This window comes from Sphingobium sp. B10D7B (assembly GCF_025961955.1).
In the GTDB taxonomy this organism is placed as follows: domain Bacteria; phylum Pseudomonadota; class Alphaproteobacteria; order Sphingomonadales; family Sphingomonadaceae; genus Sphingobium.
This window is the reverse complement of the sequence record NZ_JAOQOQ010000001.1, coordinates 1,577,055-1,600,704: the sequence shown is the minus strand read 5'-3', so window position 1 is coordinate 1,600,704 and position 23,650 is coordinate 1,577,055. Positions and strand designations below refer to the sequence as shown.

The 23,650-nt window shown below is 62.3% G+C and carries 15 protein-coding genes; 2 read left to right on the top strand and 13 right to left on the bottom strand.

Going from position 1 to position 23,650, the window contains the following annotated elements; genetic code table 11:
• Positions 1 to 207 precede the first annotated feature (207 nt).
• The 4 genes from M2331_RS07500 to M2331_RS07485 all read right to left on the bottom strand — a co-directional run bounded on the left by M2331_RS07500 (position 208) and on the right by M2331_RS07485 (position 9,007).
• A complete protein-coding gene (locus tag M2331_RS07500; RefSeq protein WP_181559698.1) occupies positions 208 to 1,788 on the bottom strand; it encodes a sulfatase in 1,581 nt (526 codons plus the stop codon).
• A gap of 70 nt (positions 1,789 to 1,858) precedes the next feature.
• The gene (locus M2331_RS07495) at positions 1,859 to 4,159 is read right to left on the bottom strand and encodes an arylsulfatase (RefSeq protein WP_181559697.1); all 2,301 of its coding nucleotides are present in this window, start codon (positions 4,157 to 4,159) and stop codon (positions 1,859 to 1,861) included.
• Between the two features lie 17 nt (positions 4,160 to 4,176).
• Positions 4,177 to 6,399, bottom strand: a complete 2,223-nt coding sequence (locus M2331_RS07490) for an arylsulfatase (protein WP_264592325.1) — start codon at positions 6,397 to 6,399, stop codon at positions 4,177 to 4,179.
• 247 nt (positions 6,400 to 6,646) lie between these two features.
• On the bottom strand, positions 6,647 to 9,007 hold the full coding sequence (locus M2331_RS07485) for a TonB-dependent receptor (protein WP_181559695.1): 2,361 nt from the start codon (positions 9,005 to 9,007) through the stop codon (positions 6,647 to 6,649).
• Between the two features lie 138 nt (positions 9,008 to 9,145).
• On the opposite strand from M2331_RS07485, the gene M2331_RS07480 reads away from it, so the two are divergent.
• Positions 9,146 to 10,033, top strand: coding sequence for a LysR family transcriptional regulator (locus M2331_RS07480; RefSeq protein WP_181559694.1), 888 nt, complete (start codon positions 9,146 to 9,148; stop codon positions 10,031 to 10,033).
• 21 nt (positions 10,034 to 10,054) lie between these two features.
• Here the strand turns inward: M2331_RS07480 and M2331_RS07475 are convergent, their stop codons facing one another.
• The 5 genes from M2331_RS07475 to M2331_RS07455 form a co-directional block, all read right to left on the bottom strand.
• The gene (locus tag M2331_RS07475) at positions 10,055 to 10,969 is read right to left on the bottom strand and encodes a cation diffusion facilitator family transporter (RefSeq protein ID WP_181559693.1); all 915 of its coding nucleotides are present in this window, start codon (positions 10,967 to 10,969) and stop codon (positions 10,055 to 10,057) included.
• Between the two features lie 205 nt (positions 10,970 to 11,174).
• On the bottom strand, positions 11,175 to 12,254 hold the full coding sequence (locus M2331_RS07470; protein WP_181559692.1) for an amidohydrolase family protein: 1,080 nt from the start codon (positions 12,252 to 12,254) through the stop codon (positions 11,175 to 11,177).
• A 14-nt stretch (positions 12,255 to 12,268) separates the two neighbouring features.
• Positions 12,269 to 15,394, bottom strand: a complete 3,126-nt coding sequence (locus M2331_RS07465) for a TonB-dependent receptor domain-containing protein (RefSeq protein WP_181559691.1) — start codon at positions 15,392 to 15,394, stop codon at positions 12,269 to 12,271.
• A gap of 56 nt (positions 15,395 to 15,450) precedes the next feature.
• Entirely contained in the window at positions 15,451 to 16,494 is a 1,044-nt protein-coding gene (locus M2331_RS07460; RefSeq protein WP_181559690.1) for a FecR family protein, read from the bottom strand.
• Positions 16,491 to 16,976 (bottom strand): RNA polymerase sigma factor, encoded by a 486-nt coding sequence (locus M2331_RS07455; RefSeq protein ID WP_264572854.1) that lies wholly within the window; start codon positions 16,974 to 16,976, stop codon positions 16,491 to 16,493. Before M2331_RS07455 ends, M2331_RS07460 begins: the two co-directional genes overlap by 4 nt.
• A gap of 223 nt (positions 16,977 to 17,199) precedes the next feature.
• Between M2331_RS07455 and mazG the strand changes: the two genes are divergently transcribed.
• Positions 17,200 to 17,964, top strand: coding sequence for a nucleoside triphosphate pyrophosphohydrolase (gene mazG / locus M2331_RS07450; RefSeq protein WP_181559689.1), 765 nt, complete (start codon positions 17,200 to 17,202; stop codon positions 17,962 to 17,964).
• A gap of 9 nt (positions 17,965 to 17,973) precedes the next feature.
• Here mazG and hflX read toward each other — a convergent pair whose 3' ends face one another.
• The 4 genes from hflX to M2331_RS07430 all read right to left on the bottom strand — a co-directional run bounded on the left by hflX (position 17,974) and on the right by M2331_RS07430 (position 23,621).
• Positions 17,974 to 19,302: a GTPase HflX gene (hflX, locus tag M2331_RS07445; protein WP_264572852.1), complete on the bottom strand. Its 1,329-nt coding sequence runs from the start codon at positions 19,300 to 19,302 to the stop codon at positions 17,974 to 17,976.
• 44 nt (positions 19,303 to 19,346) lie between these two features.
• Positions 19,347 to 19,835, bottom strand: a complete 489-nt coding sequence (gene hfq, locus M2331_RS07440; protein ID WP_181559688.1) for an RNA chaperone Hfq — start codon at positions 19,833 to 19,835, stop codon at positions 19,347 to 19,349.
• A 150-nt stretch (positions 19,836 to 19,985) separates the two neighbouring features.
• A complete protein-coding gene (locus M2331_RS07435) occupies positions 19,986 to 21,356 on the bottom strand; it encodes a sigma-54-dependent transcriptional regulator (RefSeq protein ID WP_181559687.1) in 1,371 nt (456 codons plus the stop codon).
• Between the two features lie 12 nt (positions 21,357 to 21,368).
• Positions 21,369 to 23,621, bottom strand: coding sequence for an ATP-binding protein (locus tag M2331_RS07430; protein ID WP_181559686.1), 2,253 nt, complete (start codon positions 23,619 to 23,621; stop codon positions 21,369 to 21,371).
• Positions 23,622 to 23,650 lie beyond the last annotated feature (29 nt).

Genomic DNA, 23,650 nt, shown 5'->3' with positions numbered 1-23,650 from the left:
ATATATATTATCGAACTTGAGCCAGGGAGGCGGGGTTCGCTTCACGAGCTGGTACGCTCTACCCCACGCGCGCCCGGATGATTTGAACTGATCCGCTCCATTCCGTCATACCCGCAGGTCGGGCGTCCGCTCGCTCAAAGCGGTTTCGGACAAGCGCGGCAACGTGCAGGACGAAACTCTGACATCCTGCACGTTCGCCAAAAAATATCACGATCCGCCCTCACAGGATATGTTCAGCCCCTTCATGCTCCCGTCGAACAGGCTGCCGACCTCGGCCTTGGATATCGGAAACTCTTCCAGCGGGTCTTTCGCGAGGTCGTAATACGCGCAGGAGGGATTGCCCGTTTCTGACTTGATATACAGCAGCTTATAGCGCTTGTTGCGGATGGCGACCTGCCTTTCCCTGTTTTTGAGAGGGATCACGGTTTCGGATATGATGAAGTCTTTCTCTTCATCCCGGACGTTATCTCTTCGGTCGAAGAGGACAGGCGCGAGGGACACTGAATCCAGCGGAATCATGTCCCCGGCGCGATTGGGAACCTGCTGCGGCGTGGCCACATGCGCCAGATCGAGGACGGTCGAGTAGATATCGACAACGTGCGTCAGCGCATCGCTATAGCCCGGCTTGATGTCCGGCCCCAGCATCACCAGCGGAACCCGCATGCCGCTTTCATAGCCGGTGCCCTTGGCCCTACCCTTGGACGTCAGGTACATATTGTCGATGAAATCGACCGCCGGGCGGCCATACATGGGCGTGCCATTGTCGCCCAGAATGATCACATAGGTGTCCGGGCTGAGCTTCTTGAGCTCCTTGAGGAATATCCCGAGGACCGTATCGGTCGAATTGACCCAGGATCGGTTCAGGGCCGGCGGGGAGCAGTTGCCGAGCTCGGTGGTGCCGAACTTTCCGCCACAAGCCTCGATCTCGGCGCGGGACTTCGCATCGAGCGTATCTGCGTTCGGCACGAAGGACGGCTGCGGTCCTGCCGTGATATGGACCATGTTGAAGGCGAGCCAGGCGAACCACGGCTTGTCGGGCGCTTCAGCCTGGTTGCGCTTGATCCAGTTGAGCGTATCGGCGGCCCGCACGACCGGCTCGAAACTGGTCGGCGCGATGCCTGGGAGTGAGCGGACCGGCGCCGGCTCGGTTCGCCATTCCGAGTCAGGGCTGGCAGAATCCTGCACTTGATAATCATGATGCCAGTAATCGGTGATCGCCCCGTTCAAATTGCCTTCGAACCGCGCGAAACCGGCTTCCTTGGGCTTCATGCCGGGATATTGGTTAAGGCCAGCCATGTGCCATTTGCCGAACACCGCGGACGTGTAGCCGGCGGCCTGCAGATCCTCCACGAAGGAATGCTGCTTTTGCGACAGCCAATCCTCATAATCGCGCAGTCCCGTATTATGGGCGTACAGGCCGGTGAGCATGGATGCGCGGGTCGGTGAGCAGAAGGGCTGTGCCCAGGCGTTGGTGAAGGTGCGCCCCTCCCCCGCCAGACGATCCAGTACGGGGGTGGAGGCCGGACGCCCCTTGATCGCGCGGTAATTCTGATGATTGAGCCCCAAGGGTCCGTACTGCTCCACGAGACGATCGATCATGCCAGGATACATGTCGGACACCGCGTCAACGCCCACATCGTCCAGGATGACGAGGACGATATTCGGCCGAGCCTTAGGCGCATCTTCGGTTCGCGCGACGCCGGGTTGTGCCCACAGCATCAGCGAGAGGCCCAGCGCGCTTGTGGTGGCCCTGAAAGCGGCTGCCGAGACTTTGACGAATTTTTTCATGCGCTTGTTACCCTAAGTTCGGCCCGGACGAAGGACGCAGCAGTTGGCTGCGGCGCCCCTCCCTCTCAGTTCAGTTGGCTGATTTCTCGAAGGTGACTCGGTCGATCGCGAGTTCGGACATGGCCGGCTCGGCCATGTTCTCCAGCAGGGTGCGGACATTGTACCGGCCGATCACACCGCTGCCCCGTAGCGGATAATAGACTGCGACATCCTGCGATTGCACCACCTTGCCATCCACGATCATGGCGATCGTCGCGGCGCGCGGGCCGACCTTGGGCGCGGCCGTGACGGAGATGCTGACATCATGCCGCCCGACGGAGACCGGCTCGCCCTCCAGCCGCACACGTTCGGCTTCCCGCCCGCTCGGGTTGTAGAGATAGGTGGGGCGACCATCCTGCATGATCAGGCCCCCGCCCCCGGCCTCATCGCCGATGATCACGATCGGCCCTTTCGCAGTCGTGCTCGCGGTGGTGATCGCTGCGCGCATGGTCCAGTCCATGCCGAGGGCCGGGAACGTCCCCTGCGGATAACGGGTTGGCCCAGGATAATAAGTGAACTGGTTGCGACCATCGACGAGCGAGGGCCGCTTCCCCGCCCCCACACGCCCGATCAGGTCAGCCTGGATCGGATTGACCTGATAGCGCCGTGCTGCCTCCTCAAAATCCTTCTGCAATTCGGACAGCTTCTGGGAATGCTGAGCGGCCAGATCGCGCGACTGCGAATAATCCTGCGTGAGGTTGTAGAGCTCCCACTTGAACGTCGACGGGTCCAGCGGGGTGGTCGAGCGGTCGAAGGGCGCGCGGGGCGGCGTGGTCGAGGCCAGCCAGCCATCCTTGTAATAGGAACGATTGCCCAGCATCTCGAAATATTGCGCCCGGCGCGTGGAGGGCGCGGTCGCGTTCCCAAAGCTATAGACCATGCTGACGCCGTCGATCGGCTGCTGCGTCACGCCATCAACCTCCGTCGGGGGCACGACGCCGGCTGCCTCATAGATCGTCGGCGCGATATCGATCACATGGTGGAACTGGCTACGGACCTGCCCGGTCGCCTTGATGCGCTGAGGCCAGCTGATGACCAGCCCATCGCGTAGCCCGCCGAGATGCGAGGCGATCTGCTTGCCCCATGGAAAGGGGGCGTTCTGCGCCCATGCCCAGCCGGCATTGTAGTTCGAGTAGCTATGCGGGGTTCCGTTCTGGTCCGACGTTTCGATCAGTTCCGCCTCGGTCGGCTCGATCCCGATCAGGCTCTGCAACTCCTGCACCGCGCCGCGCCGGCTATCCATGCTGGCGCCATTGTCGCCCTGCAGATAGATGATCATGGTGTTGTCGAGCTGGCCATTGGCCTCAATCTCGCGGATCACCCGGCCCAGCTGGTCATCGAAATAGGCAAGCTGCGCGGCCGCCACCTCCATCTGATGGGCATAGGTCCGCTTGGCTTCCGGACTGAGGCTGTCCCAGGCCGGCACCGCATCGGGCCGAGGCGTCAGAACCGCATTGGCCGGAATCGTGCCTGACTGCTTTTGCCGGTCGAAGATCTGCTGGCGCATCACATCCCAGCCCATGTCGAACCGCCCCTTGAAACGCGCGATCCATTCTGCCGGCGCCTGATGCGGGGAGTGCATGGTGCCGGGGGAAAGATAGACGAAGAAAGGATTGTCGGGCTTCTGGCTCCACTTCACCCGCAACCAGTCCACCAGATGGTTGGTCATGTCCTTGTCGAAAATGTAATCGCCATCCTTGGGAGGCTCGATGGCGTTGCGGTTCTCGATCAGCTCGGGGCGAAACTGGTCGCTGGCGGCGGCATTGAAGCCGTAGAAATAGTCGAAGCCCATCCCATTGGGCCAGCGATCGAAGGGGCCCATGGGCCCGGTTTCCCAGACCGGCGTATTGTGGTTCTTGCCGAAGAACGCCGTGTCATAGCCGTTGTCACGCAGCACCCGTGCGATGGTCGCCGCGCTTTTGGGCATGACAGAGGTATAGCCCGGCTCATCGATGGCGACGTTGGTGATCGAGCCCGAAGCGACGGCATGGGCATTGCGGCCGGTGAGGAGAGCCGCGCGGGTGGGCGAGCACATCGCGGTCGTGTGGAACTCATTGTACCGCAGGCCTCGCTTGGCAAGGGCGTCGAATGTGGGCGTCGGGATCAGGCCGCCGAAGGTGCTTGCCGACCCGAAGCCTACATCGTCGGTCATGATCAGCAGCACATTTGGCGCGCCCTTGGGGGCGCTGGGTGCCTTCGGATAATAGCGCCATTCCGGCGCTTGCGTGCGATCTGCGGGCTCTTTCGCCATCGCTGCGCCGGCATGGGCCAGAACCAGGAGCGAGAGCGCCGTCGATCCTGCGATGCGGGCGATACGGGATTTCATGGGCATGATCGGTCTTTCCTGGTTTACCGGGCGTTCTTGCTGATCGTGACGGATGCGATGTCGCAGGTGCAGCGGCTTGCGACTGGCGCCACGGACGGGGTGTAGGAGAGCGGCGCCGTACCGGCGCGCCCGATATAGGCATCGCCACGGCCGCGGAGGGCCTGGCTTAGCGCCGTGGACGCGACCTCGGCGCCGTCGACCCTGAGGCGTACGGTGGTGCCGCCTGCGGGGGCGGGTTCGAAATCTACCGCAATCTTGTAACGGCCCGCTGGCAGCGCATCTCGCGGAGAAATCTCCACCGGCGTCCCGGCACTGCCGGGATTCACGATAAAGGTGGGGCGCCCTGCGTTCAGCACCAGCGCCATGCCGCCAAAATGGTCCCCATGCACGTAGATCGGCCCACTGGAGCTTGGGCCCGCAGTCGATACGTCGGCGGTCACGGTCCAGCCGGCCGCGATCGTCGGGAAAGCGTAGTTCGTATACCGCGTATCGCCGGGGTAGTAAGTGAAGCTGGTCCTCTGCCCGAGCAAGGACGGCCGGAACTGGGGCGCCATGCGCGTATGAAGATCGGCGTTCAGGGGGTAGACGGCGTATCGACGCGCGGCGGCGTCGAAATCCGCCTTGAGCTCTTCCAGTTTCGCGGGATGTTGGGAGGAGACATCCTCCGTCTGCGACCAGTCGCTCCGAAGGTTGTAGAGCGCCCATTTGAAATCGGCCGGCTGCGTCTTGGCTGCCCCATCCCACGGGGCCCGTCCCGGCAGGGTCGATGCCATCCAGCCATCCTTGTAATAGGCCCGGTTGCCCAGCATCTCGAAATATTGCTCGCGATGCCGCTCTGGCGCCGCCGCATCCTTGAACGTGTAGAGAAAGCTCGTCCCATCGATCGGCTGCTGCTGCACGCCGTTCACGACGTCGGGCGCGGAGACGCCTGCGGCCTCGAAAATGGTCGGCGCGACGTCGATGACGTGGGTGAATTGCTGGCGGATCGCCCCGCCCTTCTTGATGCCCGCCGGCCAGCTCACCACCATCCCATCGCGCAGGCCGCCCAGATGCGATGCGACGCGCTTGCCCCACTGGAACGGCGCGTTGGTCGCCCAGGCCCAGCCGGCCGGGTAAGTGCCGAAGGATTTTGGGCCACCATAGTCACCCATCGCGGCAATCAGGTCTTGGTCCGTTGTCGGATTGCCGGCAATGACCCGGAGCAGGTCTGCACTGCCGCGCAGGTCTTCCTCGCTCGCGCCATTGTCGCCCTGGATGTAGACGACCATGGTATTGTCGAGCTGGCCGTTCCGTCGCAGCGTATCGAGCACGCGCCCGATCTGGAAATCGAAGAAAGCAAGCTGCGCTGCGGCCACTTCCATCTGCTTTGCGTAGGCGCGCTGAACCTCGGGGCTGACCTGGTCCCAGGCCGGAATCTGCTCCGGACGCGGAGAGAGCTGGGCATTGGCCGGAATGATGCCCTGCCGCTTCTGCCGCTCGAAGGTCTGCTGGCGCAGCACATCCCATCCCTGATGGAACTGGCCCCGGAAGCGCGCGATCCACTCGGGCGGTGCCTGGTGCGGCGCATGCGTCGAGCCAGAGGCGAAATAGGCGAAGAAGGGATGCTCCGGCCGCAGGTTATGCTGCACGTCAATCCAGTGGATCAGCTTGTCGGCAAGATCCCGGTCCAGAATATAATCGGGGTCCTCTGGCGCCCGCACCGTGTTGCGGTTCTCGATCAGGGCGGGATTAAACTGATCGGCATAGGGGGCGTTGAACCCGTAGAAATAATCGAAGCCCATGCCGTTCGGCCAGTTGTCGAACGGTCCGACCGGCGTGTTTTCCCACACGGGCGTATTGTGATTTTTGCCGACAAAGCTGGTGGCATACCCATTCATCTTGAGCACTTGGGCGATAGTCGCCGCGCTCTTGGGAATGACGGACGTGTAGCCGGGCGCATCGAGCGACACATCGGCAATCGATCCGCTCCCCACCGCATGATGATTGCGCCCGGTTAGCAGTGCGGCGCGGGTCGGGGAGCACATCGCGGTCGTGTGGAAGGCATTGTAGCGCAGTCCGCTCTGCGCCAGGGCATCGAAGGCCGGCGTGGGGACAGGTCCGCCAAAGGTCGAGGCCGCGCCGAAGCCGACATCGTCGGTCATGATTAGCAGCACATTGGGTGCGTCCTTGGGAGCGACCGGCTCCTTGGGATAGGCCTGCCATGTTTGCGCCGGCTCATCGGCCGCGACGGCCGGCGACGGTTGCATGGCCAGGACCGGCAATGAGGCGACAAGGAGAGAGAGGCGGAGCTTGGCAGAACGGGGTGACATTGGGGCAGTCCTCTTATTCTGGCTCACGCATCCCGCGCGCAGCGAACTCTCACTCTCCGGGCCGGCGCTTCTTCCGGATCGTGATCGTCAGACCCCATTGTGAATGTTGTGCCGGCGATCAGTTGCATCAGGGAAACCTTCACATGCCCTGCCGCCCGGCGCGTGTCCGGGCGGCAGGAACGGATCAGAACGCCCGCCTGACGGTGAGCGACCATTCACGCGGCGCGCCGGGCGTCCCGATGACGAGGCCGATCGGCAGGCGTGTCTTGTTCTGGTAGTAGAACTTGTCGGTGAGGTTGGTCACGGCGAGCGAGACCTTCCAATCCTCATCGGCGGACTGCCAGGTCAGTCTACCATTCAGCATCGTATAGGCCGGCACCAAGGACGCCGGGTTATTGTCCGAGTTGGTGTAGAAGGACGACTGATAGGCGAGATCGAGGCGCGGGGTCAGCGTGCCCGCGTTCCCGACGAGGATCTCATATTGCGCACCAGCGCTGACTTTCCACTCGGTCACGAAAGGCGCGATCGAATTGAGCGTGATGCCGGCAATTGTGGCGCCCGCCGCGCCCAACTTCGTGAGCTGGAAATCGAGGTAGCTGACACTGCCGTCGAACGACAGGCCACGGAGCGGATTAACGGTCAGTTCCGCCTCGAACCCCTTGAATCGGGCGTCGCCGGCATTGGTGGGGGTCGCGTTCTGCGGTGTCAGGACAACCCCGTTTTCGACGGTTGGCGCCGTATTCGAGAAGATGATGTCCTTGTAATTGTTGATGAAGGCAGACGCGTTCAGCCGGACAGCGCGATTCAGCAGATCGCTCTTGAAGCCGACTTCATAGGCTTCCAGCGATTCGGGATTGAACGGCACCACCTGCTGAATGACGAACGGCCGCGGATTGACGCCACCGCCGCGGAAGCCCGTGGAATATTGCGCGAAGACCATCAGATCGTCGGTCAGGCGATAATCGATATTGGCGCGATAATCCCAGCGCTTGCCGCTGTAACTGCCCACCGCACCGTCGATGAGGCGCTGTGCGGTATAGCTCACCTGGCTCGTGTTGAACGGGTTGAAGCGGCGGAAGTTATAGTCCTTCTTGTCGTCGGTGTAGCGAATACCGCCGGTCAGGTTGAGGCGATCCGTGAGATGCGCCGTGACATGGGCAAATCCGGAAACGCTGCGTGCCGGAATGGTGTCATCCGAATAAAAAACGGAAGAGGTCGCCGCCCCCGGCGCAATGATGCTGCCGCCTTCGATATAGCTGGTGGCCTTGTAATAATAACCGCCCAGCGTCCAATCCAGCAGCCCCGAAATGCTCGTGCCATTGAGACGCAGTTCCTGGGTGAACTGGTGGTGAGTGTTGGTGATGTTGTTGGTGTTGATGCCATAGGGCGTCGTGTCAAAATCCGTGCCATAGCGGCCGGATATGCTTTGATACGAGGTGATCGACTTCAGAGCCAGATCAGGGCCGAGCTTCCAGTCGATCGAGCCGGAGACCTCCCAGGTGCGAAGACGCGTATTGGGCTGCCACACCACCGTACTGTGGCTACCGCCAGCATCGGTGAATGCGGGCGTCGTGTAATTGGCGTAGTTTGTGTAAGATTCCGGCCCAGTGATGAACACGTTGCGGTTGGCGATGCCGGGCGTCAGCGTCGGCGCAACCGTAATCGCGAGCAGCTTGGTTGCGCTCGGCTCTGAATCGTCCACCAAACGGCTGGCCGCCACATTGACCTCGATGTCGTCACTGGCGATCCAGCGCAAAGCGACACGCCCGGCGGTGTACTTCGTGCCGCCTTCCTGTCCGATCACGCAATCTTTGCCAACCGCGGCAGAGGCCGTGAACACCCCGTTATTCGGGTAGACGCAGCCGAAATCCAGCCGGTCGAGATAACCCTTCTTGCTGCGCGTGGCCCCCGATACACGCACGAAAAGCCGATCCGGCACGAGCGCGAAATCGCCTGCACCGCGTAAGTCGAGGCGGTCGAAGCTGCCCGTCGTGGCCTCGATGAAGCCGCCTTCGCCCGAGGGCTTCTTGGTGAAGAGCTTGACGGCGCCGCCGATGGAGTTCTTGCCCGCCAGCGTTCCCTGTGGCCCGCGCAGGATCTCCACCCGCTCGAGATCGAGCAGGTCCAGTTGAGAACCGAATACCGTGCCATGATAGACATCGTCGACATACAGGCCCACGCCCGGCTCATAAGCGAAGTTGGTATCCGCCTGTCCGACACCGCGCACATAGATCGCCGCGCCAGGGCCGAAGGCCGAGGTCGTCGGCTTCAAGACGACGTTGGGCGCGCTGTTCGTAAGATCAGTGACGGTGTTATAGCTGCGCGACTCCATCATCGCGCTATCCATCGCGGTAATGGCGATCGGCGTGTCCTGAAGACGCTGCGAGCGGAACTGGGCGGTCACCACAATATCGCCGACGCCCCCATCGGCCTCCTGCGCGCTATTGTCGGTTGTGGCTTGTCCCTGTGCCATAACAGGCGTGACGGCAGATAATGCGACGGCCACGACGCTGGCCCGTACGAGTAAAGTGCGAATCTTGGACACGATTCCTCCCCCTTATAAACATTGATCCGTCCCCTCTCGCGGGCCGGTTGATCGTCAGTTCGGAGGAAAGCGCTTGAGAAGCAATGTACCGGCGGGCTATCACCGTGATAACCAATTGGTTATCGGTATGGTGTGGGTATGGCGACGACGAGGCAACTCGAGATTTTTCTGGCGGTGGTGGAAGCAGGCGGATTCCGCCGGGCTGCGGATAAGCTCGACATCAGTGAAGCCTCTGTCAGCAAGCAGATAAAAGCTCTGGAACGCGCGTGCGGCACCGCCCTCTTCGACCGCGCGGCTGGAAAATCGCCGGAACTAACCAGCGGCGGTCAGCGCACGCTGAAACTCGCGAACGAAACCCTTCAGCTTAAAAAGCAAATACAATCGCCAAAATTGAACGCAGGTATCGAAGAGGATTTGGAGTTTATAACGAGGCCATATTTCTTCGAAACATTCGTGAAGCCTAAAATAAAAATTATAAATGAAGCCGTTTATCCGAGCAAATTGCGGTTGACGATTCTTGAATCGACAACGGAGATCGTGAATCGTCTCTCCACAAATCACAGTGCATTCTGCATCGCGAGATTATATGTGCAGCAGAATGATCAGGTGAATTTTCATTATCTCAAAAAGTCTCTGGCCTCGGTCTATGTTCCTACGAACGTTTATAAAATGTGCGTGGATGGAAAAATAAACATCGACGATTTGCCTTATGTGACTCCGAGCTCCAATCATGGGGTCAACGAGATTTGCATCAAGGAAATTCAATCCCGTGAATTTAATCACAACATAATCCAGTCTCAGGTTTTTTCAGACCAGATTATTGCGGAAGCTATCGAAAGGGGCGCCAAGACGTTCCTGCTCGATCATCACGCCCGCTCTGCTGTTGAGAGTGGTGACATCGTGAAATTATCTCACGACGAAACGACCTTCTGGATTACGTTCGTCTGCAGCAAGAAAAGCTCAGATGATATTCAAAAGAGAGTTTTGAGCTCGATCAGGAAAGTCTTTGATCAGGAGATGTTTTGACGGGTCGGGGGCTTCCCCTTCTCATCCGTGCCGATGCTCTTCCGCGCAGGTAAGATCGGGCGCTTCGGTCTGCACCGTCACATGGTGAATGGCGAAGCGCGATGCGATGGCGTTTGTCACCGCCATGCGGACGGCATCGGCCCGCCCCTCCCCGCTCAGGGTGACATGACAGGTACAGCTGATGTCATCGTTCGACATCGACCAGACATGGAGATCATGGACACCGGCAACCCCGGGCACATCAGCGATAACGCGGCGGACCTCGCCCAGATCGAGCCCTTGGGGCGTGCCTTCCAGTAGGATGTTGGTCGTATCGCGCAGGAGGACCCAGGTCCGCGGCAACACCCACAGGCCGATCGCGATCGCCACGGCCGGGTCAATCCATGTCGCCCCGGTGAGGCGAATGGCAATGGCACCCGCGATCACCCCGATTGAGCCGATCATGTCGGCCCATACCTCCAGATAAGCCCCTTTCACGTTGAGGCTCTTGTCCTTGCCGGCCGAGAGGAGCCGCATCGAGACAAGGTTCACCACCAGCCCGATCGCCGCCACGATCATCATGCCTAGGGATTGCGTCTCCTGGGGCGCGTTGAAGCGCGAGATCGCTTCGATGAAGACGTAGATCGCGATCATGAAGAGCAGAACCGCGTTGAAAGCGGCTGCCAGAATTTCGAACCTTCGATAGCCGAACGTCCGCTTGTCATCGGCGGGCCTGCGGCCGATGCGGATGGCTAGCAGCGCGATCCCCAGAGCTGCCACGTCCGTCAACATGTGCGCTGCGTCGGAAAGCAGGGCGAGGCTGTTGAAGACGAACGCGCCCACCACCTCCGCGACGAGATAGATCGAGGTGAGGATGAGAGCCAGGATCAGCATCCGGGCGCTGGCTCCGGCGGTATGATCATGGGCGTGCCCACCACCGTGATGATCATGCGCCATGTCGGACTCCTTCCATCGCCAGCTTGTGGGCTTTCTCTGCCTACGCCATCCGTGTGCCGTAGCGCGCATATAATGTCGGCAGAACGAACAAGCTCAGCAAGGTTGCCGATATGAGGCCGCCAGGCCGGCCGACCCCAAACCAAAAGAAACAGGCCGCACCAACCAGTGGTGCGGCCTGCCCTGTTTTTGCTTTCGCCGCGGTGGCTCAGATCTTGAAAAGCTGCTGCGCGTTGGTGCCCAGGATCTTGTCCCGCTGCACGGGCGGCAGCGCGCTCACCCTTGCCTTCACGCCGACCATGTCCTGAATGGAGAAGGGATAGTCCGAGCCATAGAGCACCCGGTCCTCGCCCACTTGCTTCACAAGAAATTCGAGCGTGGGCTGGTCGTAGACGATCGCGTCGTACCAGAACTTGCGGAAATAGGCGCTCGGCGGCTTGTTGACGAGCCGGCGGCTGGTGGTGTTCTCCCACATCTTGTCCATCCGTGCGATGAGGTAGGGTAGCGTGCCGCCGCCGTGGCAGGCGATCAGCTTCAACCCTTCGAACTTGTCCATGAAGCCTGTGAGGATGAAGCGCGCATACACCAGCGCAGTGTCGCTGGTGAAGCCGATGGTGTTGGCGAGGCCGAAAGATTCCACGCCCCACTTCTTGATGTCAACCATTGGCACCGTCGGGTGAATGAACGCCGGCAGGCCGGATTCCTCCACCGCCTTCCAGACCGGATGGAAATGCTCATTGTCCGGCAGCATGCCGACCATGTTGGTGATCAGGCAGAGGCCAGCGGCGCCCATGCCGCGCACGCGGGCGAGTTCCTCGATGGCGGCATCGGGATATTGCCACGGTAGCGAGGCCATCCATTTGATGCGGCCGGGATATTTCTTCTCCGCCGCCGCGAAGTCGTCATTCACCTCGCGCGCGGTCTGGATCGCAACCTCGCGCGTGCTCCAGAACACGTTCGGCGCCGTGAGGCTGATGATCGCGATGTCGACCCCGGCCTTGTCCATGGCGGCGATGCGCATGTCGAGGTCGGTCATATCCGGCGCCAGCCGCACGATCGGCGCGCCACGATAGGAGATCGTTTCGTCCGGCTTGGTCGGGAGGAGGCTCGTGTCCGCATCAGGGTGCTTGCGCAGCATTTCCACCCAGCGCGGGGTGAAATTGTGGGTGTGAACGTCGATGACAGGCACTTTCGCGCCGCCGCGTCGCTGCGCGCTGGCACTGCCCGCCATAGCAGCAAGGCCGAGGCCCGCCGCGCCGGTCAGAATATCTCTGCGTTCCAGGGTCATCTCTTTCTCTCCTCTTAAAATTTCAGACGCACGCCGGCGCGGTAGCTGCGGCCGGTCTGGTCAAAGAAAACAGGGTTGGTCACCGAGTTGCCCGGCGCGATGGGCGGGTCCGTATCGAACAGATTATTGATCGCGGCATAGATCTGCATCGTGGAATCCCCTGCCCCACCGATGGTGTAGCGCAGCGAGAGATTGAAGGTCAGCATGTCGTCCACGACATTATTGTCGATGCTGTTGGCCAGGGTGTTGCTGTAATTGGGATCGTCCGGACCGATTAGGCTCGCGTCGTAGCTGCCCTTGGGAATGTAGTGCCCCTGCACCGTGGCACCGAACGGTCCCTTCTCGAAGGTGAAGGTCCCATCCAGCGTGTATTTCGGCACGCCGATCGGGCCGCCGACTTGGCGGCCGGTCTGCCCGGCGCGGTCCAAAGAGCCGGTGGCATCCACCTGGATCAGATCGAACACGCGGGTCGCCAGCAGGTTGATGGCGATGCGATTGTCGGCCCCGAAGCGCTTCGAGAAATCCAGCTCGAAGTCGATGCCGCGCGTCTTGATCTGGTTGACGTTGAGATACTGGTCCACCACGTCCGTGATCAGGCCGCTGGGGCCGGTGTCGCGCGTGATCAGCGCGCAATAGCTGGCCCCGCCCGCGTTACAGCGATCCGTGATGACCTGCGCGCCGACGAGGTCGATCGCGTCGCGGATCTTGATATCGTAATAATCCGCGGAGAAGCGCAGCCCCGGGATCATCCGCGGCTGAAGCACGACGCCGGCGGTGGTGGTATCCGCAATTTCCGGCCGCAGCGACTGGTTGCCGCCGCGGAACACGCGTGCAAGCACCTGACTGCTGTTCGAGATGTCGAAGATGGAGCCCTGAGAGGCGACCAGCGGCGTATAGAGTTCGGCGGCATTGGGCGCGCGGATGTCGCGCGACCGTGTGCCGCGAAAGCGCACGCCCTCGACCGGCTCATATATGCCGCCGAGCTTCCAGGTCGTCACAGAACCGCTGGTGCTGTAATTCGTGCGGCGGATCGCGCCGTTGAACTCGAGCAATTCTATGCCGGGCATGTCGCGCAGCAGCGGCACGACGGTTTCCGCATAGCCTTCCACGATGTTGATCGTTTCCGGCCCGAAGGACGAGGCATTGGCGATGTAGAAGCCGTTGGTCAGCGAGATCGGGTCTGCCGTGCCGCTCACACGCTCGCTGCGATACTCGCCGCCCACCGCGATGGAGACGGGGCCGGAGCCGAAGTCGAACAGGTCGCCCCGCAGGTTGGCGGCGACCACATGCTGCTGAAAGCGCGTGCGCTGTTCGGAGGTGCCGAAGCTGTAGGCGCGCGCTGCCTCCGAGAAGCGATACTGGCCGAACAGGTTGAGCGGCTGACAGCCCGTCGCGGCGGCGCGGACCGCAGCATTGGGGCTGAGGGTCGCACGGCACACGATATTGCCATTGTCTACGCCGGTGCGGAACCGACCTTCGTCCACGGCATCGAGCGCCCGCGTGAAGTTGGCTGTGATGCGGTTGTTCTCGACGATCTGGCTCGCGTCAGTCTGGCCGAATTGATAATAGGCGTCCGCCTTCCACCCATTGCCAAGATCGGCATCGAAACCGCCGACGATGCGAAAGGTCTTGGTGACATTGTCGCCAACGGCCACGCCAAGATCCTGCCCGACGCGCCCGAAGGTGAGCGTCTGCGCGCCAAGCGTGGTCATCTGGTTGACGATCGACCGCGGCAGATAGGGGTTGTCGCGATTGATGGTCAGATTGGTGTCGCGGGTCTGCGCGCCCAGCGTGATGACGCGCACCCGGCCATAGGACACATCGATGAACGGCGTCACCGCGCCCAGCTCATATTCGGTGCGTCCGTAGAGGGCATAGCGCTCCACAGGCACTTTCAGAACGCCGGCGGACCGGAAGGCGTTTTGCCCCTGCCCGCTCCCACCCTGCATGAACAGCGTCGCATATTGCCCGCGCACGAACGGAACCGGGTTGCCCGCGTCGTCGAACTGGATCGTCGCGAGCGCGGTCGGGGCGTTGATCTTGCCGGCGTAGGTCTGTGTCGCCGTGCGCACGTTCGGGCTGATGATCCGCGCCGCCTGGCCGTTGGTGCGGTAGGCGGTGTTGGTCAGAACCTGCCATTCCTGCGCACAAAGATCATAGCTGTAGCAGCCGCCCATGCCGCGGTTATTGTTATACTCGCCGCCGATGATGACGTGGCCGCGTCCACCGGCAAAGCTGGTGCCTGCTGCGGCGGCGATCAGCTGATCGCTATCCTCGCCTCGCTCGGAGATGCCAGCCTGCACATTGACCCGGAAGCCCTGCAGCTTCTTGTCGAGAATGAAGTTCACGACGCCGGCCACGGCATCCGAGCCATAGGCCGCCGAGGCGCCGCCCGTCACCAGCTCGACCCGATTAATGAGGATGCCGGGAATGAGATTGGTGTCGACAGCGCCGGCAATCGTGCTGGGCACGAACCGGCGCCCGTCGACCAGAACCAGCGAGCGCTGCGCGCCCAGACCGCGAAGATCGACCGTGCGGGCGCCACCGGCGCCGATGGTCACGCCGGACGTGGTTGGCGAAGTGGTGGCGCGAAAGGCGGGAAGCTGGGCAAGCGCCTCGCCAACGCTGGCCGCCGAGGTATTCGCCAGACGCTCGCTGCCGAGCTGCGTGACAGGCGTCGGCGCGGTGAAGCCGGAACGGGCGATCCGTGAGCCGGTGACCACAATCGCATCGCCCTCTTCGGCCTCCGGCGCCGGCTCAGCCTGAGCCATGGCTTGCGGCGCAGGCGCGGCGGGCGCTGGTGCGGCCATGGCGGCGGCAGGCCGCGGCTCCATGCGCACGACGGTGAAGCCGCTGCCGCGCTCCAGCGGCTGCAGAGGGGCGCTTCCCAACAGCCGGGCCAGCGCTTCCTTGGGCTCATACTGCCCTTTGATCGGCACCGACGGCCCATAGCCGGTGGACGAGGCGGAAAAGACGATCGACGTGCCGCTCTGCAGCCCGAACGTCCGCAGGGCTGATGGCAGAGGCTGCGATGGAATATCGAAATCGACCGGCTTGGCCTGCGCAGCCGAAGCGACCAGCGCGGTCACCGCCGCGCCGAGCATCAAGGCGCCGCGCGTGTTGAAACCAGATATGAACATGAAAATCCCCTCACCTGTTTTTAGACTTCTCTACCTGATGAGGCGGCTCGCGCGATTTACCTCAGTCGTGCGTTCAGATTTCTTTCACGGGCGATGTCCAGCAACCGATATTCCCCGTCGGAAACCCGCGTCCATCGGGCCACGCCCATGGCATCGATGGCCGAAAGAAATGTGGAGACGTCGCCGGCGCGGAGCACGGCACTCATCCGCCGCTCGGCAATGGCGGGCGTGCCAATGAGGATCTTGGCCGGGAGATAGCGATTCATCTCGGCCACGATGTCGCCGAGCCGGGCCTCGTCGAAAATCAGGACACCCTCCCGCCAGCGCGAGACGTTGCGCAGATCGACCGGGGCGAGTGTCCAATTGCCGTCCCCCGCGACGAGGCGGTAGCCCGGGCGCATAAAGACGGTCGACGCCGTGTCCGACTTTGTCTTGAGGCCCTGCACGACGACATGGCCCTCCATGAGCGTCAGCTCGACACTGCGCTCGACGAGATTGACGTCGAACTGGGTGCCGAGCGCCTTGATCCGCTGACCACCGGCCATCACGACGAAGGGCCGCTCGCGATCTTTCGCCACCGCAAAGTTGGCGCGGCCGCTCAGCAACTCGATGCGCCGGGTCGTCTCGCCCATGCTCGCCTTGAGCGCGCTGCTCGCATCGAGGAAGACCTTGCTGCCATCGGGCAGGACGATCGCCGACGTCTTGCCCTCCGGCGTTTCGTAATAGGCTGTGACGACGGACGCTCGCTGTTCGCTGCTGGTGGGCAGCAGATCGAGCGCAACGACGGCCGCCACGGCGCCGGTGAGCAGCAAGCCGAGAGCCGCCGCGATGGCGAGCCGGCGTTTGCCCCGAGGCGCCTGGCGCGCCTCTTCGCGCAAGGCCATAATTTCCGGATGGGAGCGGAGGCGGTCGAGTTCCAGAAACTGGGCGACCAGCGCGTCATAGTCGCGTCGGTTCTCGTCGCGTTCGGCCAGCCAGCGCTCGAACTGGCGAACCTCTTGCGGAGGCAATGTCCCTGAGCGCACACGGGCCACCCATCCGGGGGCATCCACGGGGGTCGGCCGGTCGGCGACCCGAACGAGGCGAGGCAGAAACTTCATTCCGTCCCCCTGGCATTGTCGTGCAATGCTTTCAAAGCCTGCATGATGTGCTTTTCGACCGCGCTTGCCGAGATGCCCAGATGCGCTGCGATCCGGGCGTAGGTCATCTCCTCGAAGCGATGAAGGACGAACACCTGCTGGGTGCGCGGAGGCAGTGTGCGGATCACCTCCAGAGCGGCGGTGAGGCTTTGCTGCCCGATCAGGATGCGTTCTGGCGAGAAGGGATCGATCTGATCCGGCACCTCTTCGTCGGCATAGCGCAACTGGGCATTTTTGTGGTGCCGCCGCGCCAGCACATGGGAGGCGATGGTGAAGAGATAGCCCTGCACATTCTCGATTTCCGCGCTTTTCTGGCGACTGTGCAGATTGGCCAGCACTTCCTGCACGAGATCCTCAACCTCGCCGATGGGCACCCGTTTGCTGAAATAGCGATGCAAAGCGCGCCGGTGCAGCGACACGCGTTCGTCATCCAAAACGGGCACGGATTTATCCTGCACCTATGCCATCTCCGTGAGAGGTCCATTTGTTCTGTTTTCTATGAGCGTCGTTACCCGGAATTCCTCAGCGCATTCATAAAAAAAGAAAAATCGGGTCCACTTTTAAGGTGGCTCCCTGCCCGATGGGGGCTCTTTCCGGTCGACGCTGGAGTTTGGACATCGACCTGTCTACCGTCTGGCGAGCTATCCTATCGTGACGGAACCTTCATTGAGCAAGACACCCGCAGACATCGCACCGCTTCAGGACATCATGGCGCGGCTTCGCAATCCGGATGATGGCTGTCCGTGGGATGTCGCCCAGACCTTCGCCACCATCGCGCCTTACACGATCGAGGAGGCCTATGAGGTCGCCGACGCCATCGAGTCCGGCGATATGGCGGCGCTCAAGGACGAGCTGGGCGATCTGCTGTTTCAGGTCGTGTTTCACAGCCAGATGGCTTCGGAGCAAAAGGCCTTCGATCTTTCCGATGTCATCTCCGCGGTTTGCGAGAAGATGTTGCGGCGCCATCCGCATGTTTTTGCGGCGCCGGGGTCGGTCTCGCCCGGTTGGGACGAGATCAAGGCTGCAGAGCGCGCCGGCAAGCCCTCGGAGGACCGCTCGGCCTTGTCAGGGGTTGCCCTCTCCCTGCCCGCGCTCTCGCGGGCGGAGAAAATCCAGAACCGTGCCGCGCGCGTCGGGTTCGATTGGGATGACATCGCAGATGTGCGCGCCAAGGTGCTGGAAGAGCTGGAGGAGGTCGAACAGGCCACCGATCAGGCAGAGTTAGAGGACGAGATCGGCGACCTGTTGTTCGCCGCCGTCAATCTCGCGCGGCATCATCATGTCGATCCCGAGACGGCGCTCCGCCGGGCGAGCGGGAAGTTCGAGCGGCGGTTCCGCGCCATGGAAGCCGATGCGGGTGAGGCATTTCCCGGCTTGTCTCTGGATGAGAAGGAAGAGCTCTGGCAGAAGGTCAAGCGCGCCGAGCGTTGAGGGCGAGCCTCAGGCGATCAGCCCGGCCTGGTCGCCGTGCAGGCGCACGAAGCGATCATAATCGGCCGGCTCCATCCGCACAGAGACGTGGATGGTGACTTCGCCCCCGTCGGCCTCTGCCGTTTCGGACAGCACTTCGCCATGGGCATGAAGCCAGGCAAGCGCCGCGCCTTCGCGCCCGCTCAGATCGAACTCGTAGCGCCGGTGGCTCTTGCCGAGGATATCGGAAAGGCGCCGACGTAGCGCCTCGATCCCCTCGCCCGTCAGCGCAGAAACAAGGGCGACATCGGGCTCATGCTCGGCCCGGTTGCGGATCGCGGCCTGATGGTCGGGATCGTCGATAAGATCGACCTTGTTCCAGACTTCCAGCACCGGCACGGCGCTGTCCGCAGGCGCCTCGTCATCCTCACCGGCGACGGCCCCCAGATCGGCCAGCACGTCCAGCACATCGGCTTTCTGCGCGTCGCTATCGGGATGCGCGATATCACGCACATGGAGGATGAGATCGGCGGAGAGCACCTCTTCCAGCGTTGCGCGGAACGCTGCGACGAGCTGGTGCGGCAGGTCCGACACGAAGCCCACCGTATCCGAGAGAATAGCCTTGTCGATGCCGGGCAAGCTGATTTGCCGCATTGTGGGGTCGAGCGTAGCGAACAGCATGTCCTGTGCAACCACGGCCGATCCGGTCAGGCGATTGAACAAGGTCGATTTGCCCGCATTGGTATAGCCGGCGAGCGCGATCACCGGCCAAGGCGCGCGCTGGCGCCGGGCACGATGGAGCCCACGGGTTCGCGTGACCTGCTCAAGCTCGCGCCGGATGCGGGCCATGCGATCGCGGATCATCCGCCGGTCGGCCTCGATCTGCGTTTCGCCGGGGCCGCCAAGAAAGCCAAAGCCGCCCCGCTGCCGTTCAAGGTGCGTCCAGCTGCGCACCAGCCGGCCGGCCTGATAATCGAGATGCGCCAGCTCGACCTGCAACCGTCCCTCGGCCGTGGCGGCGCGCTCGCCGAAAATCTCGAGGATAAGGCCGGTGCGGTCGATGACCTTGGCGGCGCAATTCTTCTCTAGATTGCTCTGCTGGACCGGCGTCAGATTATTATCGACGACGATGAGCTCGGCCTGCTCGCGCGCGGCCAGTGCGGCGATTTCTTCCACCTGCCCGGAGCCGAACAGCGTGGCAGGGCGGGACTGTCGCACGCGGAACGCCGCGGTCCCGCACACGTCCAGTCCGATGGCGAGCGCGAGGCCTTTGGCTTCTTCCAGCCGGGCCGACACATCCCGCCGCTGGCGTCGCCCGAGATCGGCGTGGACCACGATGGCCCGCGTTCCACGCGTCACTTCTTCCTGATCGAGATGAAAACTAATGGGTCATCCCCATCTGTTCAGTCCTCATCTTCATCATTTTCGCCCGAGAGATCGAGCGGACGGGTGGGCTGAACGGTCGAGATGGCATGCTTGTAGACGAGCTGCACGAGGCCATCGCGCTGGAGCAACATGCAGAACAGGTCATAAGCCGCGATCTCACCCTGAAGCATCACGCCGTTGACCAGGAACATGGTCACCGGGTCACCGGACTTATGGACCGCCGACAGGAAAATTTCCTGCAGAAGCTTCGGCTTGCGCTCATTTGATGAGAAAGCGGATTCAATCTTGGCGAGATCCATCGGATGCGCTGGCATGACCGTGGAAATGGCGTGCTTGTAGACCAGTTGGGTTTGACCGTCGCGCCGAAGCAGGACCGAGAAATTATCAAACCAGGTGACGATGCCCTGAAGCTTGACGCCCTTGACCAGAAACATGGTCACCGGGGTCTTGCTCTTGCGAAGGCTGTTGAGAAATATGTCCTGTAAGTTATTGAGTTTTTCGGCCATTTTCTACTCCATTATTGGCGGCTCGCTGTCCGCGTCGCGCTCTGTCAAAGCGTCGATATGCCCCATGAGTGGGGTGACTGGTGCACGCTATGTGATTCCCGGGGAGAAATCCAGCCCCGGCTTGTTGCGCTGCACAAAGGTTTTCAATGCTCAACTATCGCGTTCATCTCCCAGCCCGAGCGACTTCAGCTTGCGGTGCAGGGCCGAGCGCTCCATGCCAATGAACGCAGCGGTCCGCGAAATGTTGCCGGAAAAGCGCTTGATCTGAATGCGGAGATACTCCCGCTCGAAATTCTCGCGCGCTTCCCGCAGCGGCGCCCCCATGATCGCGGTGGACATACCGGTGTCGTCGCCGCCGCCAGTGGCCTCCGCCGGCAGCATCTCCAGCTCAATCACGCCGCCCGAATTCATCGGCGCCAGAATGACGGTGCGCTCCACGACATTGCGGAGCTGGCGGACATTGCCCGGCCAATCAGCCGATTGCAGGGCGGCCATCGCATTGGGCGCCATGTTCGGGGAGGCCATGCCGCGCTCGGCGGCAAAGCGCGCCAGATAATGCTCGACCAGACCGGGAATGTCATCCCGCCGTTCTGCCAGCGGCGGCAAGGTGAGCGGCACGACATTGAGCCGGTAATAAAGATCTTCACGGAACCGCCGCTCGGCGATCTCTTCCTTGAGATCACGCGCCGTGGATGAGATGACCCGAATGTCGACCTTCACCTGCCGCTGCCCGCCGATACGGGTAAAGCTTTGGTCGGTCAGCACCCGCAGGATCTTGCCCTGCGTGGTGAGGGGCATGTCCGCGATTTCGTCGAGGAACAATGTGCCGCCATGGGCCTGCTCCAGCAGGCCGGGCCGGATCACCCCGTCTGAACCCTCCACGCCGAACAGCGCTTCTTCGGCGCGCTCCGGCTCGATCCGCGCCGCCGTGACGATCACGAACGGACCGCTCGCCCGCGTCGACCAGTTGTGGAGCATCCGCGCCGCCACTTCCTTGCCGACGCCGGCCGGTCCGGTAATCAGCACCCGGCTGCCGGTGCCGGCGACCTTCTTGATCGTCGCACGCACCGTGTTGATGGCATTGCTGGTGCCCGTCAGTTCCTCTTCCTGTCCGAAGCGCGCGCGCAGCACCTGATTTTCCCGGCGCAGGCGCTCGGTTTCCGTCGCCCGGTTGACGATGTGAAGAAGCTGGTCGGATTCAAACGGCTTCTCGATGAAATCGACCGCCCCGCGCCGGATCGCCGCGACGGCCGTATCGATATTGCCATGGCCCGAGATCATCAGCACCGGAATGCTGGGGTCTCGCTCCTTGATGATGTCGAGCAGTTCGAGGCCATCCAGCTTTGACCCCTGCAGCCACACGTCCAGCAACACCAGCGATGGGCGCCGCGCGGCAAGCGCTTCCAACGTCTCGTCACTATTGGCGGCTAGGCGCGTCTCGAACCCCTCATCCTCGAGGACACCCGCGACCAGTTCCCGGATATCGGCTTCGTCATCGACGATCAGAACATCAAGCGCCATTCAACGTCTCTTTCATATTGTCTCGGCCCTCTCGTCGCCCTCTGCGAGGCGCGACAGCCGTTCCACGTCGAAGCGGAGAGTCACGACCGTGCCTCCGCTTTCGGCATCGCCGAAGGTGATGGAGCCGAAATGCTCCTCGACGATCTTCTTCACGATCGCGAGCCCAAGGCCAGTGCCCTTGGCGCGCGTCGTCATATAGGGTTCGATGATCCGCTCGCGCTGCTCCGGTAGGCCGATGCCGTCGTCGGTCACGGAAATGGCGAGCTGCCCTTCCTCACGCAGCACGAGCATCGTCACATGGCCATGCTGGGCATTGGCGGGCTGTTGATCGCCCTCCCCCTTAGGCGCGTCCGCAAGATGCCGCTGCTCGATGGCCTCGACCGCGTTCTTGACGATATTGGTCAGCGCCTGGCCGATCTGCCGGCGATCGCAGACCAAGGCCGGGTCGGCTTCCTCGCTGGCGAAGGTGAAGGTAATCTCGGGGTGCGCGACCTCATGCAGGAACATCGCATGGCGGGCGATGTCGATCACCGCTTCCTCCCGGAAGACCGGCTTGGGCATGCGCGCGAATGAGGTGAACTCATCGACAATACGGCGCAGATCGCCGACCTGTCGCACGATCGTCTCGGTCAGGCGGCGGAAGGTGCTGGGATCGGACTCGATCTCCTTGCCATAGCGCCGCTGCAGCCGCTCTGCGGCGAGCTGGATCGGGGTCAGCGGATTCTTGATTTCATGGGCGATGCGGCGGGCGACATCCGACCAGGCGGCGCGGCGCTGATCGAGCAATTGCTCGGTAATATCATCGAAGGTCAGCACCTGATTGCCATCCTCGACCACGACGCGGACGGCCAGCGTTCGCACTTCACCCCGGGCGCGGATCTGGATGATGTCGGCACCGGTGCCGGCCTCCATCAGCGCTGCCAACTCCTCGGAGACGTCGGCAAGCCGTTGGCCCACCGCCTGTTCGCCGGGGCGCACGAGCAGACCCGCTGCCGAGCTGTTCAGGATCTGGATGGTCCCATCGCGATCGACAGACACCACGCCCGCGCTGACGCCCGACAGCACGGCCTCGATGAGCGCCCGCCGATCTGCGAGCTGATTATTGGCCGAAACGAGCGCGCCGGTCTGCGCCTCCAGTCGCTGGGTCATCCGGTTGAACGCGCTTGCCAGCGTGCCCAACTCGTCGCGGGAATGGGAATCGGTGACCCGCGCCGAAAGATCGCCTGCCGTCACACGCCGGGCGGCATCCACCAGTTCTCCCACCGGTCGAACGAGTCGATCCGCTACGGCCAGCGCAATCCAAACCGCCGTGCCGACCAACATCAAAGTGCCGATGAACAACGCGATGTTGAAGCGCAGCTGCAACTGTCGGGACCGGGCGGCAAACTCGTCATAGTCGGCGAGCACGGCCTGGGCGCGCTCCATCTCGCTGAAAGCGGAAACGGCCGAATCGCGGGTGGCGTAGAGGAATGTGTTGGACTCGGGATAGAGCAGCACAAAGGCTTCGATCTGGTTGGGCTTGGCCTGCACCACGACGGGCTGGCCATTGCGCAGATCGCGGATGATCTCCGGCGTCAGCATATCCGTGGCCGTCTGCCGTTCCGGATCGACCGTCGCTGCCGTCCGCGCGACGCCATCCTTGCCGATCTCGATGATCGCTGAGCGGTTCAGTTTCCGCGTGACCACCTGATAGATATAACCCTCCGCGAAGGACGGGCTGGAAATGCTTGATTGGGAGAGATAATTGCGCAGGTCTCCCGCCATCGTCACCGTCTCGTCGCTCAACTCCTTGAGGTTGGACTGATAATAACCGCGCGCCAGATCAGAGGCGTTCTGGAGCATGCCGCGCGCGTCGGCCGAGAACCAGAACTGCACGCCATATTGGAAGAGCAGCGAGGCAAAGATCACGACGAGCAGGAGCGGAAGGCTCGCGATCACCGAGAACAGGGCGACGAGGCGGACGTGCAGACGCCCGTTGCCGCCCACGAGACTGCGATTGGCGCGCCGACGGGCGATCCTTTGCCCAAGCAGAACGAGCAGCAGAATAGCGGGGAGAAGATTGAGGACCAGCAGCAGCGCCACCACGGCGGCGCTGAGCAATGTATCATCATCCTGCGGACGGGTGAGCAACCACCAGGTGAACCCCGCCGTGGCGACAAAGACCCCCGCTGTGAGCGGAACAGCCAGACGACTGAGCCGCTGCCAGATGCGCAACGGCCGCGACGGATCGCTCACATTGTCCAGCACGGTCGATCTTTGATCCATCGTGGCACCGATACAACATCAGCGTGGCG